Here is a 17,634-nt window from a genome sequence, read left to right as displayed (position 1 = left end):
GGCAAAATCAACAAGCCTGCATTCTCGGGTTTATGACCGTAAACAATAGCTATTTTTACGGAAATTTAAGAGTTAGCAGCTCAGAATAGGTTAAGGCCTTGTAATGGAGATTGTTGAAAAAGTTATCGACTCTGAGGGGTAAAACAAGAGCAAGATCTCTTTTTAAGGTTTTTAGCAAAAAAAGCCCTCCATTCCCTTGAAAAAGTCGCTATTGTCCCCATTTCTGATGTGCTAAGTGATGATTTGATCGTTTTTGTATCATTTAGTTGGACGAATTTAGAGCATTCATCATCAAGCAGAGGCGAACGGCTCGACAGAGATTAAACAGATCGCTAGAATGTCGCGTCTAAAATTTCTGTCCTGAGGCTAATCGGAGATACCTTTCTTGTTTCTGAAAACAAGCTTTATTGCGTTTTAATCGACGCGTGAAGAACGAAGATATCGCTGATTAGTCTGGTGTTTGGTTGAATAATCAATTCAGACATCAATGCTCGATTTTAAATTAGGTGTTCGGATAGAGCACTACACAAGAATGAAGCTAACAACGTCGGCTTTGAATAAAAGCTAAGTTACGGCTCATATGCTCAGATTACTGAGCCAGTTTTGAGGTTTATATAATGCAAGTTACTGTTGAAACGCTAGAAGGCCTAGAGCGCCGTCTTAATATTACTGTTCCTGCTGCTAACATCGAAGATGCAGTTACAGCTGAACTACGCAACATCGCGAAAAACCGTCGTTTCGATGGTTTCCGTAAAGGCAAAGTGCCAATGAAGATGGTTGCTAAAATGTACGGCCAAGCAGTACGTCAAGACGTGATGGGCGAAGTAATGCAACGTCACTTCATCGAAGCGATCGTTAAAGAGAAAATCAACCCAGCTGGCGCACCTACTTTCGCACCAGTTGAAAACAACGCAGGCGCTGACCTAGTATTCAACGCAACTTTTGAAGTTTACCCAGAAGTTGAGCTGAAAGGTCTAGAAAACATCACTGTTGAGAAACCAGCAGTAGAAGTTAAAGAAGCTGACGTTGAAGAGATGATCGAAACTCTACGTAAGCAACAAGCAACTTGGACTGAAGTTGAAACTGCAGCTGACGCTGGTTCTCGTGCAACTATCGACTTCGTTGGTTCTATCGACGGTGAAGAGTTTGAAGGCGGCAAAGCTGAGAACTTCCCACTAGAGATGGGTGCTGGTCGCATGATCCCTGGTTTTGAAGACGGTATCGTTGGTAAAACAACAGGTATGGAATTTGAAATCGAAGTAAACTTCCCAGAAGATTACCACGCAGAAAACCTAAAAGGTAAAGCTGCTAAGTTCGCAATCAAGATCAACAAAGTTGAAGCTCGTGAACTTCCAGAACTAAACGAAGAATTCGTTTCTAAGTTTGGCGCTGCTGACGGTGTTGAAGGTCTTAAAGCTGAAGTTCGTAAGAACATGGAGCGTGAGCTTAAGCAAGCTGTTAAGAACCGCATCAAAGAGCAAGCAATCGACGGTCTAGTTAACGAAAACAACATCGACGTACCTTCTGCTCTTATCGATCAAGAGATCGGTGTTCTTCGTCAACAAGCTGCTCAACGTTTTGGTGGCAACACTGAAGCTGCTGACCAACTTCCACGTGAGCTGTTCGAAGAGCAAGCTAAACGTCGCGTAGTTGTAGGTCTTCTTCTTGGTGAAGTAATCAAGACTGAAGAACTAAAAGCTGACGACGAAAAAGTTAAAGCTATCATCCAAGAGATGGCTACAGCATACGAAGATCCAACTGAAGTTATTGCTTACTACGAGCAAAACGAGCAAATGATGAACAACATGCGCAATGTTGCTCTAGAAGAGCAAGCTATTGATGCAATCATCGCTAAAGCTCAAGTTTCTGATAAAGAAGTTAGCTTCAACGAGCTAATGAATCAGCAACCTGCTTAATATAGTAATATCTGACGTAGAAGGTTGACGTACGGTCAACAATTCTGCTAACAATGGTCCGTATGATTTAATCATTCGGGCCATTTATTTTAGGGACATAAGAATATGAGCTACCAAGAAAAAAACACAATGCCATCGATTATGGACGCACTAGTTCCTATGGTGGTTGAACAGACTTCCCGTGGTGAACGTTCTTACGATATTTATTCTCGTCTATTAAAAGAACGTATCATTTTCTTAACAGGTCAAGTGGAAGACCACATGGCAAATCTTGTCGTGGCTCAACTGCTTTTCTTGGAATCAGAAAACCCAGACAAAGATATCTATCTTTACATCAACTCACCTGGCGGTAGCGTAACAGCGGGCATGTCTATCTACGACACAATGCAGTTCATCAAGCCAAACGTGAGCACAGTATGTATGGGTCAAGCTTGCTCTATGGGTGCATTCTTACTAGCGGGTGGTACTCCAGGTAAGCGTCACGTGCTTCCAAACTCACGTGTAATGATTCACCAGCCACTTGGCGGCTTCCAAGGCCAAGCGTCTGATATTCAAATTCACGCGCAAGAGATCCTAACGATCAAGCAAAAGCTAAACAAACTATTGGCAGAGCATACAGGTCAGCCTCTAGAAGTTGTTGAGCGTGATACAGATCGTGACAATTTCATGTCTGCTGATCAAGCAGTAGAATACGGCTTAGTGGATTCAGTTCTTAATCACCGCGGTCAATAATTGCACGGCAATTGTTTAACGCAAAGTGATTCAAATTGATATACACTCAAGCATAGAGAGTAAAGGCTAAGAGGTTAGCGAATGACAGATAAAAGCAAAGAGGGTGGTAGCGGTAAACTGCTTTACTGCTCTTTCTGTGGCAAAAGCCAACACGAAGTTCGCAAGTTAATCGCAGGTCCTTCTGTTTACATTTGTGATGAATGTGTCGATCTTTGTAACGACATTATTCGTGAAGAAATTAAAGATGTTCTTCCTAAGAAAGAATCGGAATCGCTGCCAACGCCGCGTGAGATTCGTGAGCATCTTGACGACTATGTAATCGGTCAAGAATACGCGAAAAAAGTGCTAGCAGTTGCGGTATACAACCACTACAAACGTTTACGTAATGGTGACACGACAGCTGAAGGCGTAGAGCTAGGTAAGAGTAACATTCTTCTTATCGGTCCTACTGGTAGTGGTAAAACGCTACTGGCTGAAACACTGGCTCGTTTCCTAGATGTTCCATTCACAATGGCAGATGCAACAACACTAACCGAAGCTGGTTACGTGGGCGAAGATGTTGAAAACATCATCCAGAAGTTGCTTCAGAAATGTGATTATGACGTAGCGAAAGCGGAACGTGGCATTGTTTACATCGATGAAATCGACAAGATTTCTCGTAAAGCTGAAAACCCATCAATCACGCGTGACGTGTCTGGTGAAGGTGTACAGCAAGCTCTACTAAAACTTGTTGAAGGTACAGTTGCTTCAGTTCCACCTCAAGGTGGTCGTAAGCATCCACAGCAAGAGTTCTTGCAAGTGGACACGTCTAAGATCCTATTTATTTGTGGCGGAGCATTCTCTGGCCTAGATAAAGTGATTGAACAACGTGTAGAAAAAGGTTCGAGCATTGGTTTTGGCGCAGAAGTGCGTTCAAAAGATGAAGCAAAAACTGTGGGTGAATTGTTCACTCAAGTTGAACCTGAAGATCTGGTGAAGTACGGTCTAATTCCGGAATTCATTGGTCGTCTACCCGTGACAACGACATTGACAGAACTTGACGAAGAAGCTCTAGTTCAAATTCTTTGTGAACCGAAGAATGCGCTTACTAAGCAGTACGCAGCATTGTTTGAAATCGAAGATACTGAATTAGAATTCCGCGAAGATGCTCTACGTGCGATTGCTAAGAAAGCAATGGAACGTAAAACGGGTGCTCGTGGTCTGCGTTCTATCTTGGAGGGTGTTCTACTAGAAACTATGTACGAACTGCCATCTTCGACAGATGTAAGCAAGGTTGTGATTGATGAGTCGGTAATTAATGGTGAGTCAGAACCACTATTGATTTACAGCAACTCAGATAACCAAGCCGCGGTTGCAGAGTAGGTCTTTTTTAGACAAGTCACTCAAATTGAAAAAGGAGGTAAGCAATTACCTCCTTTTTTTTATTCTTCCATTGAATCCAGTCGTTTAAGCCCCATATACTGCTTTATAAGTTAAAGCGGAAGAGAGAAATATATGAACTTGGAACGTTCCGAGCGTATCGAAATCCCCGTGCTACCTCTACGTGATGTAGTGGTTTACCCACACATGGTTATTCCATTGTTTGTCGGTCGTGAAAAATCGATTACTTGCCTTGAATCGGCAATGGAAGCTAACAAACAAGTACTACTTGTAGCGCAGAAAGAAGCGGACACTGATGAGCCTTCAATCGAAGACCTATTTAATGTAGGTACCGTTGCTACCATTCTTCAGTTACTTAAGCTCCCTGACGGTACTGTAAAAGTACTTGTTGAAGGTCAGCAGCGTGCAAAAATTCACCAATTTAAAGAAAGTGAATTTTTCCTAGCGGATGCCGAATACGTTGTAACCTCAGAACTTGACGAAAAAGAACAAGAAGTGGTTGTTCGCAGCGCGATCAATCAATTCGAAGGCTTTATTAAGCTAAACAAAAAAATCCCACCAGAAGTTCTAACGTCTCTGAACGGTATTGATGAGGCAGCACGCCTAGCCGATACGATTGCAGCGCACATGCCACTTAAGTTGGTAGATAAGCAGCACGTTCTAGAAATTGCAGATGTGACTGAACGTCTGGAATTCTTAATGGGCCAAATGGAGTCAGAAATTGACATCCTGCAAGTTGAAAAACGCATTCGTGGCCGCGTTAAGAAGCAGATGGAGAAATCTCAGCGCGAGTACTACCTGAATGAGCAAATGAAAGCGATTCAGAAAGAACTGGGCGAGATGGATGACGCACCTGATGAATTCGAGACTTTGAAGAAGAAGATCGAAGATTCAAAAATGCCTCAAGAAGCTCGTGAAAAAACCGAGCAAGAACTGCAAAAACTGAAAATGATGTCGCCAATGTCTGCTGAAGCAACAGTAGTACGTAGCTACATTGATTGGATGGTTGGTGTTCCTTGGGCTAAGCGTTCAAAAGTTAAGAAGAATTTAGCGAAAGCGGAAGAGGTCTTGAATGAAGACCACTACGGCTTAGAGCGTGTTAAAGAACGAATCCTTGAATACTTGGCAGTACAAAACCGAATTAACAAGCTAAAAGGTCCAATCCTTTGTCTTGTTGGTCCTCCTGGTGTAGGTAAAACCTCACTAGGTCGCTCGATTGCCGCTGCAACGGGCCGTAAGTACACTCGTATGGCTCTAGGTGGCGTACGTGACGAAGCGGAAATCCGCGGTCACCGTCGTACTTACATCGGTTCACTTCCGGGTAAACTGATCCAGAAGATGTCTAAAGTTGGTGTTAAGAACCCACTGTTCCTATTAGATGAGATCGATAAGATGTCTTCTGATATGCGTGGTGACCCATCTTCAGCGCTTCTTGAAGTGCTAGATCCAGAGCAAAACGTTGCATTCAACGATCACTACTTAGAAGTCGATTACGATCTATCAGATGTGATGTTTGTTGCAACGTCTAACTCAATGGACATTCCTGGCCCGCTACTGGACCGTATGGAAGTGATTCGCCTGTCGGGTTACACAGAAGATGAAAAGCTGAACATTGCTAAGAGCCACTTACTGGACAAACAAGTTCAACGTAACGGTCTTAAGCCTCACGAGATTAATATCGAAGATTCTGCAATTGTCGGCATTATTCGTTATTACACGCGTGAAGCGGGTGTACGTAACCTAGAACGTGAAATCTCTAAGATCTGCCGTAAAGCAGTTAAGAATATCCTGCTAGACAGCAGCCTTAAGTCTGTAACGGTTAACATTGATAACCTGAAAGAGTACTTGGGTGTTCAACGTCATGACTTCGGCAAAGCGGATGAGAGCAACCGTATCGGTCAAGTGACCGGTTTAGCGTGGACTCAAGTTGGCGGCGATCTGCTGACTATCGAAACTGAATCAATGCCAGGCAAAGGTAAGCTAACGCAAACCGGTTCTCTTGGCGATGTGATGAAAGAATCGATTCAAGCGGCAATGACTGTGGTTCGTTCTCGTGCGGAAAATCTGGGCATTAATTCAGATTTCTATGAGAAGCGTGATATTCACGTTCACGTACCTGAAGGTGCGACACCAAAAGATGGCCCAAGTGCGGGTATCGCAATGTGTACTGCACTTGTTTCTAGCTTAACGGGTAACCCTGTGAAAGCGGAAGTGGGTATGACAGGTGAAATTACCCTACGTGGTGAAGTTTTACCTATCGGTGGATTGAAAGAAAAACTGCTTGCTGCACACCGTGGTGGCATCAAAACTGTCTTGATTCCAAAAGACAATGAGCGTGATTTGGAAGAGATTCCAGACAATGTTATTGCTGACTTACAAGTGATCCCAGTCCAGTGGATTGATGAAGTACTTAAAGTCGCGCTAGAACGAGATCCGTCAGGGGTCGAGTTTGACGTGAAAAAATAGTGATGCGTAGCAAAAACTAGTAAAGAATTACGCTGATAGGCCCGAAAAGGCTTGTCAGCGTTTTTTTTGGACGCTAAGTTATTCCACTAAAGCGGCAATCCCTTTTGTAATAAGGCTTGCGGCTAAATTAAAACCAAAATGGAACGTACAGTCATCGAGAAGTAGTCACAGATGACACATAGGGGAAAAACAGTGAATAAAACACAACTAGTAGAATCAATCGCAGAAAACGCAGACATCTCTAAAGCTTCAGCTGGCCGCGCTCTAGACGCATTCATCGAAGCAGTTGGCACAACGCTACAATCTGGTGACCAAGTTGCACTTGTTGGCTTTGGTACTTTCAGTGTTCGTACTCGTGCTGCTCGTACAGGTCGTAACCCAAAAACTGGTGAAGAGATCCAAATCGCAGAAGCTAAAGTACCTGGCTTCAAAGCGGGTAAAGCACTTAAAGACGCATGTAACTAATTTTCACTGCTGAAACCTCGAGTTTTAAGAGGGGAAGGCAGTAAAATGCGTTTACTGTTTGAAAAATGATGTTTCATTCTTAGACAGTATGTGTGCAAAGCACATTGAACTTATTTAAATTATGCGCATCCTACTGATGCGCATTTCTTTTTCTGATAATATCGCGTGAATAGATTTTTATTTTGAAGCCAATGCTTCATATCCGGAGAGCACTTAAATTATGATGGATCGATTACGCGAAGGCGTGAATAGCATCGCGGTAAAAATTATCCTTGGGTTGATTATCCTGTCATTCGTATTCGCAGGTGTAGGCAGCTACATCACCGGTGGCGGTAACAACGCAGCAGCTAAAGTTGGCAATACAGAAATCGCTCGTGGTGAGTTCGAACAGGCTTACCAAAACGAACGTAATCGCATGCAGTCTCAACTAGGCGATTACTTTGCCCAAATGCTTGCAGACCCTGCATACGTAGAGTCTTTCCGTAAATCAGTTCTTGATCGCATGATCAATGACGTTCTACTTGAACAGCAAGCTGAGTCTTTAGGTCTACGAATCAGTGATACTCAAATCCGTACAATGATTCTAGAAATGCCTCAATTCCAAACGGCTGGTCAATTCGACCAAGAAGTTTACCAATCGGCATTACGTCGTGCAGGTTTCAGCGCAGAAAGCTTCGCTGAATACATGCGTCGTGATCTAATGCGCAACCAGCTTGTTACTGCCCTACAAGGCAGCGAATTCGTTCTTCAAGGTGAGATCGATACGCAAAGCAAGCTTATTGCTCAAACTCGTGACATTCGTACTGTGACTCTTTCTGTTGCTGACTTAGCGAAAGACATCGAGTTAACTGACGAACAGATCGAACAGTACTACCAAGAGAACCCAGCAGCTTACACTCGTCCAGAGCAAGCTAAGGTGTCTTACATTGAACTTTCTGCTGAAGCACTTAAGTCTCAGCTTGAAGTTAGCGATGAAGAAGCTCAGAAATACTACCAAGAGCACTTAGACAAGTACTCAACTGAAGAGCAACGTAAAGTTAGCCACATCCTAGTTCAAGGCGATGACGAAGCGAAAGCTCAGTCTATCCTAGACGAGCTAAATGCAGGCGCTGATTTTGCTACGTTAGCAGAAGAGAAATCTGATGACTTCGGTAGTGCAGATGTTGGCGGTGACCTAGGTTGGATTGAACGTGATGTTATGGACCCAGCATTCGAAGACGCGGCTTTCGCTCTTGAGAATATTGGCGATACGACTGGCCTAGTTAAATCTGATTTCGGCTACCACATTATCAAGCTAGACGAACTAAAAGCATCTCAAGCTCAGCCTTACACTGAAGTAGCGGCAGAGATTAAGACAGAGCTTCTAGACCAACACGCAGTTGATCAGTTCTACGAGCAACAAACTGAACTTGAAAAAGTAGCGTTTGAATTCCCAGATTCTCTAGACGACTCTGCTGAAGCTATCAACGCGAAAATCACGACGACTGATTTCATCTCTCAAGCTGACGCTCCAGAAGTTCTGATGACGCCTGCAGTAATGCAAGCTATCTTGAGCCCTGAAGTGAAAGAAGACGGCCTGAACTCTGAAGTTATCGAAGTTGCACCTGAGCACGTGATTGTTGTTCGTGTAGAAGAGACTCGTGACGAAACAGTTCTTCCTCTAGCTGAAGTGAAAGATCAAGTTGTCGCTGCACTGTCTGCGGTACAAGCAGAGCAACAAGCGGTTGAGCTTGGTGTATCTCTTGTTAACGAACTTAAGCAAGGTAACGAAGCGGTACTTTCAGACAATAACCTTGAGTTCACTGAACTTGAAACGATTGACCGTAACTCTCCACTTGCCGCTTCTGTATTCGCACTAGCGAAACCAGAAGAAGGCCAAGCGGTATTTGGTCAATCTAAAGACCAAGACGGTAACATCGTCGTTGTTGAGCTTTCTAAAGTGACGGCTGAAATCAACCCAGCTTACAGTTCTCAAATCGGTGCTCAGTTAGAGCGAGTTGGTAACCAACAAGATCTAACTAACGTATTAAACGTACTGCGCAAAAATGCAGACGTTGAATACTACGTAGTGGGTCAAGGTCAGTAAGCGTTTGATTAGCTCAGTAGCAAGCTCAAGTTAGAGTTTACTACTGAGAATCAACATATGGTTGTTAAGCTCCAATTCAGATTTGTGAGCCAACGAACAAGCTGATGAAAACAAGATGTATAACAAAGCGGGTCACTTCGGTGACCCGCTTTATTTTTATCTGGCGTTTGTGTTATCTGCAGCGGCAAATACATAAGTTACCTTTTTTGTACAAAGGAACGGTTTATGCGCGCGATATATTCAACACTACTTCTTTCATTTCTTATTACCCTGAGCTCTGCAGTGCTTGCTGATAGCCCAACTAAAGCTGAGCTATACGATGGAATTGAAATCACGGTAAACATCAACACAGCGACAGCAGAAGAGCTATCAGCCTTATTAGTCGGTGTGGGCGATAAGAAAGCAAAAGAGATTGTTGATTACAGAGAGAAGAACGGTGAGTTTGCCACCGCTGACAGTTTGGTTAACGTGAAAGGGATAGGTGAAGCCACGGTCGAAAAGAACCGTGAAAGAATTCAGCTTTGATTCGTTTTTCTATTCGTTGTAAATAAAACGACAGCCATGAAGCCTCCAGTCAATGCTCCTGCTAGGTGGGCTTCAATGGCGACACGAGCATTAATCAGTTCGCCAGTCGTGCTAGAAGGGCCAACAAACTGCTCCCACGCTATCTTAGCGATTAATCCGAACACCAACAGCCAACTAGAATTCCTGCCGTTTAGCGCCTCTCTGAGCGCGAATAAACCAAACAGTCCATGCAAAGTTCCCGATAAGCCAACATAGATTTGAATACTCGACAGCAACAGAGCGAATCCAGTGACTAAACTAATGAAAAGCAATGCGCTGAGCAGTTGTTTTTTATTGGGTTGAAACAGATAACTGATGATCCATAAGCCGGCTAGATTCATCAGTAGGTGCGAGTAGTTGGTATGTGAAAAGTTTCCTGTTAGGATCCGCCACCATTGCCCATCGGCGATCGCATTTTTATCCCAAACTACCCAAGCCTGCACAGGCTCTAGTTGGAATAAGACGCATAAAAGTGAAGTGAAAATTAAAACAGGGTACACATTAAATCCATGTCTCGTTATTGCCGCCAATGCAGCAAGGCTTTAAAAGCTTGTATATGTCAGTGGGTTACGCCACTAGAATCGAACGTTGAGCTTATCATTCTTCAGCATCCATCAGAAGAGCATCGCCCAATGGGAACAGCGCGTATTCTCTCGTTGTCTCTAAAAAACAGTGTGACGCTTGTGGGTGAAGACTTTTCAGAGAATACACAACTTAACGAGTTGCTGGCTGATGAGCAGTATCAACACGTGATTTTGTACCCTAGCGAACATTCTGTTTCTGTTGAGTCTGCAACCTGCCCACGTAAAAAACTGCGTGTGATTTTATTAGACGGCACATGGAAGAAAGCGTTCAAAATGTGGCAGGTATCGAGTAACTTGCACGCGCTACAAACCGTTCATTTACCCAAAGACCTTAAAGGTAATTACCGGATCCGCAAAGCGCCAAGTGAAAACAGTCTTTCAACCGTTGAAGCTGGCTATCATTTGCTTAGCTTGTTAGAAAATGACGTCGACTTTAGCCCTTTGCTAACGGCATTTGACCAAATGATTCAGTTTCAAATCAATCAAATGCCGCCCGGCGTGTTTGAGAAAAACTACTTAGATTAAGCCGTTTTAGTAAAGTGAGTCAGGAATTAAAACTCGGTATGCGCCGAGAACAGTTGCTGATGCATTTTCTGCGCAAGATCATCGGTCATCGATGAAATGTAATCCGCTATCACGCGCATCTTTCTTGATTCATCTTCATGCTGCAGCCATTGTTTCTTGATTGGCAGTGGCAACAAACGTTCGGGATCGGCACTGAATGCTTCAAACATGTCCATGATGATCTGCTGACCCTTATATTCAATCACTTGAACCTGTGGGACTTGGATTACAAATTCACTGACAAAGCGCTTAAGCCTATCCAACGTCGCATCCATACTCGGCTCAAGAAAAGCGTTATAAGCCAGCAGCACGTTCTCAAATTCTGTATCAACGGGCTTGATAGAAATACTGGTGAGTAGTGCGTTAACTATCCCACCTATCGCATCTTTTCTACGATATTGCTCTCCCGAAAAAAGCATTTCAGTAATCGAATCTAAATGCTCACAGATCCAAGGATCAGCCACCTCTTTCAATTGAGGATAAGCCGATTCAACCCATTGTGCTTTGGTTACCGAGCCAAGCACAATCGCATCTTCCAAATCATGTACCCCATAAGCGATATCATCGGCCAGTTCCATGATCGAACAGTCGAGAGATTTGTATTTGGTTCTGTTGTGCTCAAGTGGTTCGGTGTGTGATTTTCTTTTCTGTTTTAGAAGCTGTTGGTCGCTACTTGAAAGCGGCTCCAGTACCCAGTTAAACAGTTCTTCATCATGATCGTAGATGCCTTTTGCTGGCATCCAATCTTTAGCTCGGAGTTGTCGTTGATGCTTAACGGGTTCAGACTGCAATTTAGCTTGAACTTCACTAAGCAGAGAAGGGTACTTAATCAGACCTAACAGAGTTCGTCGAGACAGGTTCATCCCGTGATGTTCAGTGTAGGGTTCTAGCTGTGTGACAATGCGAAACGTTTGAGCATTGCCCTCAAAGCCGCCGTGGTCGCGCATCATGTAGTTGAGTGCGACTTCACCACCGTGCCCATAAGGTGGGTGGCCAATGTCGTGAGCAAGACACAATGAATCGATCAAACTGTCTGAAGGCAACAAATCACGAAACTCAGGCTGTTTTTTCTTTAGCTGAGCGACAATCCCCGTACCAAGCTGAGCAGCTTCTAGTGAGTGGGTTAAGCGGGTACGGTGAAAATCATTCACCGTGGTGCCATGCACTTGTGTCTTGGCCTGTAAACGACGGAATGCAGCTGAGTGAAGCACGCGAGCACGATCGCGTTGATATGGGCTACGGTGATCGTCTCTTCTGATCTTATGCTCATCGTTGTTTCGATCTTGCCATTCTTGCTCGAGTACAAATGGTGGTTCGATTGGAGAAGTCAAAATAGCACCTATCAAATTGATTTTATTTAGATAATTACACTCAACTTATACCTAGCTAGCTGATTTCGTCTAGTGATAATTCGAAACTGGGTGCAAATGTCGTCAGAAAGTAATCCATCTCCGGGCTTTTGCGTTGTGATAGTGTCTCTTCAAGCCTGCGTTTGGCCTGTTCGTATTCATGGTTTCCCGCGCTGAGTTCTTCCAAGCATTTGAGGTAAGCACAGATAGTGTCGGCTTGCTTGACGATGCTTTGTTCTTCTTTGTTTGCTGTTCCGGATATTAAGAAGGGCGCGAAATCGTCTTGGAATTCTTCCGGTAGCATTGAAAGCAGTCTTTGTTCTGCTGCGGCTTCTATCTTCTTGTACTCTTGGGCGATGTCTGGGTTGTAGTATTTAACCGGAGTTGGCAAATCACCTGTTAGCACTTCACTAGTATCGTGATACATACCAAGTAGCGCAATGTGTTCGGGGTTGAGCTGACCATCAAACTTCTTATTTTTAATTAATGCCAAGGCATGTGCGACGAAAGCCACCTGCAGGCTATGTTCTGAAATATTCTCGCTTGAGATTGAACGCATCAGGGGCCAGCGTTGAATCAGCTTCATACGGGCAAGATGGGCAAAGAAATGGCTTTGTTTCATAAGAGTCCTTATAGTACCAATCGTAGTAAATAACTGGTCATCCTAGCTTGTTAAAAAACTCGATAACTTTGTTAGAATTTTTGATTGTAGAATAACTACTTATCGAAGCTGCTTGTCGAAAAGAGCTGCCTTGTTCTCAAGCTTTTTTCCTGCGCTATTTCTGATCACTTACTTACTGTGATTGGTATAAACAATTCTCCACTCGTATCTTGTGTTTGCACAGGGATACGAGACAGCGGATACAAAAAAGGCTCCCAAACAGGAGCCTTTTAAGCATAGAAGTGATTGATTACAAGTTAAAGTCTTTTAAAACAGTAAATTGTAGTCATAACTTTTTGCGTTAATTAATCGACTGTGAGCTCATCTTGGCTGTAAGTCTGTAAGAAGCGCTCTAGGCGACCAATCGCGATTTCTAGATCTTCGATGTGCGGCAGAGTCACGATGCGGAAGTGATCCGGTTTCGGCCAGTTGAAGCCAGTACCTTGAACCAATAACACTTTCTCTTGCTTAAGGAAGTCGAGTACGAATTTCTGATCGTCTTTGATGTTGTACATGTTGGTGTCGATCTTAGGGAACAGGTACATCGCACCTTTTGGTTTCACACAAGAAACGCCAGGGATCTTGTTGATCAGTTCCCATGCACGGTCACGTTGCTCAAGCAGTCGACCACCAGGAAGAATCAGTTCGTTTATACTCTGATAACCACCCAGTGCCGTTTGGATGGCGTGCTGCATTGGTACGTTGGCACACAAACGCATCGAGGCGAGCATTTCTAGCCCTTCGACATAGCCTTTCGCAATGTGTTTCGGACCCGTTAAGAACATCCAGCCACCACGGAAACCACATACACGGTAAGCCTTAGACAGACCATTGAACGTGACCATTAATACATCTTCAGCAAGCGTTGCAACTGAAGTATGTACTGCACCGTCGTAAAGTACTTTGTCGTAGATTTCATCAGCGAAGATGATCAAACCGTGTTCACGAGCAATCTCAACAACCTGTAATAGGAAATCACGACTGTATACCGCACCCGTTGGGTTGTTCGGGTTGATAAGAACGATGCCGCGCGTTTTTGGTGAGATCTTCGCACGCATGTCGTCTAGATCTGGATACCAATCAGCATCTTCATCGCACATGTAGTGAACCGGTGTGCCACCAGAAAGCGCAACAGACGCTGTCCATAGTGGGTAGTCCGGAGCGGGAACTAAGATTTCATCACCATTATCCAGTAGCGCCTGCATAGACATAACGATAAGCTCTGATGCGCCGTTACCAATGTAAACGTCTTCTACATCAAGGTTACGTAGGCCTTTTTTCTGGTAGTGCTGAACAACCGCTTTGCGGGCTGAATAGATGCCTTTTGAGTCACAGTAACCTTGAGATGTCGGTAGGTTACGGATTACATCAACAAGGATTTCATCAGGGGCGTCAAAACCAAATGGGGCGGGGTTACCGATATTAAGCTTCAGTATTTTATGCCCTTCTTCTTCCATGCGCTTAGCATGTTTGAGTACAGGTCCCCTGATTTCGTAGCATACGCTGTTGAGTTTTGACGACATCCCGATATTTTGCATTGCCGATTTCCTGAAATTAATTTAAATACTTTATTAAAGTACCGCAAAACGGGGTTTGATAGAATAAAAATCTGATGAATGTCGCATTTCAGTGTCACGTTTGGTCTTTTTGTTGTCACTCTTTTCTAAATTTTAATTAATCGCTTTCTTTGTTATTGGCTAAGATGAATAAAGAGGTTGGATCGCTTAGAATCACAGGAATGTTCAAAAGATATAGTACATTCTTGATCTAAGTGGGTACTGCCCATAAAGTATCAAACTAATATAATAATAATTTAGATGTGAACGAGGTCGATTTGTCACATTTCCAGCAAACTATCTCCGCTTTGATTGAGCGAGTACAAAATGCCCAAGCAAGTGAAGTTCGTTGTGTTGAAGTTCTAACGCAAAAACCATCGTTTGCATTTATAGAATGGCTTCATGCTCAACCGCTCTTTCCAAAGTTCTATTGGCAGTCACGCGACACTCGTGAAGAAGTGGTCGCGCTCGGTCAACTGCATACTTTCTCCGATCCTGCTCCCGCGTATGCCATTCTTGGTGAAGACCAACGAATTTGGGGTGGACGTTCATTTGACGGACATACCGCAAAGAACCGTCGTTGCATGGAATCATTTTTCTTTCTTCCTCAGGTTGAATTAATTCGCTTTGACGACACTTGGTCGCTGGCGGTTAATTTGTCCCCTGATCGCGTTGCTTCCATTAATGCTTTGAATAAGCTTTCTGTAGAAGCGGCGATATTGGCACCCTTGTCGGCGCACATTGAACAAATTAACCACGTTCCAGAACGAGAGCAGTGGGGCAATCTGGTCGATAAAGTGCTTCAGGGCATCAGCGATGAAGAATATAAGAAAGTCGTGTTAGCTCGTAGAACCACATTGCAATTGGATGCGCCAATCTGCGCGGCTCAGTTGCTCAAGGCCAGCTACCTGCAAAACCATCACAGCTTTCACTTTATGTTGGTATTGGATTCCAAACACAGCTTTATTGGCTCAACGCCAGAACGTTTGTACAGTCGATATGGCACTGAGCTTAATACTGAAGCGCTAGCGGGAACCATTGGTCGCGGAGAAAACGCGACAGAAGATATGGAGTTAGCCAACTGGCTTTCTCAAGACAGTAAAAATCTCAATGAAAACCAATATGTGGTTGACGATATCATTGAGCGTCTCACTCCTCATTCTCAAACGGTACACGTTGAAAAAGAGGCGCGACTTGTGCGTTTGCGTAAGGTGCAGCATCTTAAGCGTAATATTCATGCTCAACTCAATACTGGTGTTAATGGTGTCCAGCTACTGGCTTCATTACAGCCAACAGCTGCCGTTGCGGGACTGCCTCGTAAAGAAGCGATGGATTTCATACTTGAACATGAACCGTTTGCGAGAGGTTGGTACGCAGGCTCTGTTGGCTATATTAGCCATCAACGCGCTGAATTCTGTGTCGCGATTCGAAGTGCCTTGATTGTAAACGATCAAGTACAACTGTTTGCGGGTGCCGGGATCGTGCCGGGATCGGTTGCTGAACATGAGTGGCAAGAGTTGAATAAGAAAATGTCGACTCTGCTCAGCTTAATTTCAGATCACCCACCTCTGGGTGTGGCGTCATGAATCACGACCAAGCCGTATTAAACAGAGTTTGGTGTCACACGTTACTTGAAGAGCTAGCCCGGAGTGGTGTTGAACATGTTTGTGTCGCGCCAGGCTCGCGCTCAACGCCGTTAACACTCGAAGCCGAAGCCAATCCAAAACTGACGCTGCACATGCACTTTGATGAGCGCGGGCTTGGTTTTCTTGCGTTAGGTTTAGCAAAAGCCAGCGATAAGCCAGTTGCTGTGATTGTCACCTCTGGTACTGCTGTTGCAAACCTTCTTCCTGCGACGGCTGAATCTGGACTGACACGAGAGAAGCTGATTTTGCTGACCTCTGATCGACCTATCGATTTAGTCGACTGTGGCGCTAATCAAGCGATTCAACAGCAAGGCATCTTTTCTTCCCATGTTGAAAGTGCTTTAAATCTACCCAGCCCAACCACACAGATTTCATTGAATTGGCTTCTGACATCGGTTGATAACGCACTGGCGAAACAACGCAATGTTGGTGGTGCGATTCATATCAACTGTCCGTTCCCAGAGCCTCTATATTCTGCGAATAGCGCGGAAATGTATGCGGAATACACATCCAGTATCTCTGGATGGAAGTCGGGAACAGGTTGTTACAGCCAAACGTTTTTACCTAATCAAGTGAATACACAACCGATTGCTCTAGGTGAGTATCTTGGACGTAAGGGTGTGGTTATTCTCGGTTCGCTCTATATTGAACAAGCGACAAAAGCTCAGCAGTTTGCAACGGCATTAGGCTGGCCAGTTTTTTGCGATCCTCAATCAGGTGTCACAAGCGATTGGAAGCATTATGATCTGTGGATGCAGAGTGACGTAGCTAAAGCGCAACTCAACCAATGTGATTTCATCCTTCAGTTCGGTGAGCGCATTGTTTCTAAGCGCCTTAATCATTGGATAAAGTCACAAGCAGCATCGTTTGATTGCACGCAATACGTAGTGGTTTCACCGGATGCACATCGTATAAACCAAGATCATCTGCCTCAAACCCATATCGTTGCTGATATCGAGTCATGGGTGTCAGAACAGCATTTACCCACCTTGTTAGGTCAACATGCAGGTTGGGCAGCACCTTTGGTCGAAATCGCGAATACGGTTCAACAATTGGCATTGGCGCAAATATCCAATAATGACCAACTGACCGAGTTGAGCGTTGCAGTTGACTTGTCGACTAGACTTAAAGGCAGAGAGTTGTTTGTGGGAAACAGCTTGATGGTAAGGCTGGTGGATATGCTGTCATCAATATCTGCAAATCAAGTTTACAGTAATCGTGGCGCATCGGGCATTGATGGCTTGGTAGCAACGGCTGCGGGTGTGGTGAAAGCCAACCAAAACCCCTTGATAATGTTGATTGGCGATACCTCTTTGCTTTACGACCTCAACTCACTGGCTCTGCTGACTCACAATGTAACGCCGATGGTGATTGTTGTGACCAACAATGATGGCGGTGCGATCTTTGACTTGTTGCCTGTTCCTGAGCAACAAAAACAATCTCTATATCAAATGCCCCATGGTTTCGGTTTTGAACATGCCGCTGCGCAATTCCAGCTTGGTTATGCGGCGCCAGAAACTTTGAATTGCTATCAAACGATTATCGAACAACATTTCGAACAAGGTCAGGGTACCTTGCTCGTTGAAGTTAAGACGCCTCCCGAACAAGCGTCTACTTTGCTGAAACAATTCAGCTCAATGCTCACCGAGGCATTAGCCTAAGGAC

The 17,634-nt window shown here is 44.3% G+C and carries 14 protein-coding genes and 1 pseudogene; 11 read left to right on the top strand and 4 right to left on the bottom strand.

Annotated elements, in window-relative coordinates:
* Positions 1-141: 141 nt before the first annotated feature.
* From OW495_RS23900 to OW495_RS21625, 8 genes and pseudogenes are all read left to right on the top strand, one after another.
* Positions 142-324, top strand: a pseudogene (locus tag OW495_RS23900) (hypothetical protein); the annotation flags it as partial.
* A gap of 293 nt (positions 325-617) precedes the next feature.
* Entirely contained in the window at positions 618-1,916 is a 1,299-nt protein-coding gene (gene tig / locus OW495_RS21655) for a trigger factor (RefSeq protein ID WP_017110087.1), read from the top strand.
* Between the two features lie 105 nt (positions 1,917-2,021).
* On the top strand, positions 2,022-2,648 hold the full coding sequence (gene clpP / locus OW495_RS21650) for an ATP-dependent Clp endopeptidase proteolytic subunit ClpP (RefSeq protein ID WP_004736080.1): 627 nt from the start codon (positions 2,022-2,024) through the stop codon (positions 2,646-2,648).
* Between the two features lie 81 nt (positions 2,649-2,729).
* Positions 2,730-4,010 (top strand): ATP-dependent protease ATP-binding subunit ClpX, encoded by a 1,281-nt coding sequence (gene clpX / locus OW495_RS21645; protein WP_017110086.1) that lies wholly within the window; start codon positions 2,730-2,732, stop codon positions 4,008-4,010.
* Between the two features lie 132 nt (positions 4,011-4,142).
* Entirely contained in the window at positions 4,143-6,494 is a 2,352-nt protein-coding gene (gene lon / locus OW495_RS21640) for an endopeptidase La (protein ID WP_017110085.1), read from the top strand.
* Positions 6,495-6,665: 171 nt separating this feature from the next.
* Complete coding sequence (locus tag OW495_RS21635; RefSeq protein WP_012604504.1) at positions 6,666-6,959, top strand: HU family DNA-binding protein; 294 nt, start codon at positions 6,666-6,668, stop codon at positions 6,957-6,959.
* Positions 6,960-7,179: 220 nt separating this feature from the next.
* Positions 7,180-9,045 carry a peptidylprolyl isomerase gene (gene ppiD, locus OW495_RS21630; RefSeq protein WP_289888309.1) on the top strand — a complete coding sequence of 622 codons (1,866 nt, stop codon included), beginning with the start codon at positions 7,180-7,182 and terminating at the stop codon, positions 9,043-9,045.
* A gap of 225 nt (positions 9,046-9,270) precedes the next feature.
* Positions 9,271-9,570, top strand: coding sequence for a ComEA family DNA-binding protein (locus OW495_RS21625; protein WP_102249863.1), 300 nt, complete (start codon positions 9,271-9,273; stop codon positions 9,568-9,570).
* On the opposite strand, the gene rrtA is transcribed toward OW495_RS21625, so the two are convergent.
* Entirely contained in the window at positions 9,561-10,109 is a 549-nt protein-coding gene (gene rrtA / locus OW495_RS21620; RefSeq protein WP_289888308.1) for a rhombosortase, read from the bottom strand. The genes OW495_RS21625 and rrtA overlap by 10 nt on opposite strands.
* Before the next feature lie 9 nt (positions 10,110-10,118).
* Between rrtA and OW495_RS21615 the strand changes: the two genes are divergently transcribed.
* On the top strand, positions 10,119-10,718 hold the full coding sequence (locus OW495_RS21615; RefSeq protein WP_289888306.1) for a DTW domain-containing protein: 600 nt from the start codon (positions 10,119-10,121) through the stop codon (positions 10,716-10,718).
* A gap of 26 nt (positions 10,719-10,744) precedes the next feature.
* Here OW495_RS21615 and OW495_RS21610 read toward each other — a convergent pair whose 3' ends face one another.
* From OW495_RS21610 to OW495_RS21600, 3 genes are all read right to left on the bottom strand, one after another.
* Positions 10,745-12,088 (bottom strand): anti-phage deoxyguanosine triphosphatase, encoded by a 1,344-nt coding sequence (locus OW495_RS21610; RefSeq protein ID WP_289888305.1) that lies wholly within the window; start codon positions 12,086-12,088, stop codon positions 10,745-10,747.
* Between the two features lie 55 nt (positions 12,089-12,143).
* Complete coding sequence (yfbR, locus tag OW495_RS21605) at positions 12,144-12,728, bottom strand: 5'-deoxynucleotidase (protein WP_065104861.1); 585 nt, start codon at positions 12,726-12,728, stop codon at positions 12,144-12,146.
* Positions 12,729-13,072: 344 nt separating this feature from the next.
* Positions 13,073-14,305, bottom strand: a complete 1,233-nt coding sequence (locus OW495_RS21600; RefSeq protein WP_017110067.1) for a pyridoxal phosphate-dependent aminotransferase — start codon at positions 14,303-14,305, stop codon at positions 13,073-13,075.
* A gap of 296 nt (positions 14,306-14,601) precedes the next feature.
* Between OW495_RS21600 and OW495_RS21595 the strand changes: the two genes are divergently transcribed.
* Positions 14,602-15,909 (top strand): isochorismate synthase MenF, encoded by a 1,308-nt coding sequence (locus OW495_RS21595; protein WP_102249859.1) that lies wholly within the window; start codon positions 14,602-14,604, stop codon positions 15,907-15,909.
* Positions 15,906-17,630 (top strand): 2-succinyl-5-enolpyruvyl-6-hydroxy-3-cyclohexene-1-carboxylic-acid synthase, encoded by a 1,725-nt coding sequence (gene menD, locus OW495_RS21590; protein WP_289888300.1) that lies wholly within the window; start codon positions 15,906-15,908, stop codon positions 17,628-17,630. Before OW495_RS21595 ends, menD begins: the two co-directional genes overlap by 4 nt.
* The last annotated feature ends 4 nt before the right edge of the window (positions 17,631-17,634 follow it).

The organism is Vibrio sp. 14N.309.X.WAT.E.F5, from assembly GCF_030397615.1.
In the GTDB taxonomy this organism is placed as follows: domain Bacteria; phylum Pseudomonadota; class Gammaproteobacteria; order Enterobacterales; family Vibrionaceae; genus Vibrio; species Vibrio lentus.
Note: the sequence above shows the minus strand (reverse complement) of the source record. Positions and strands in the feature narration are given on the sequence as shown.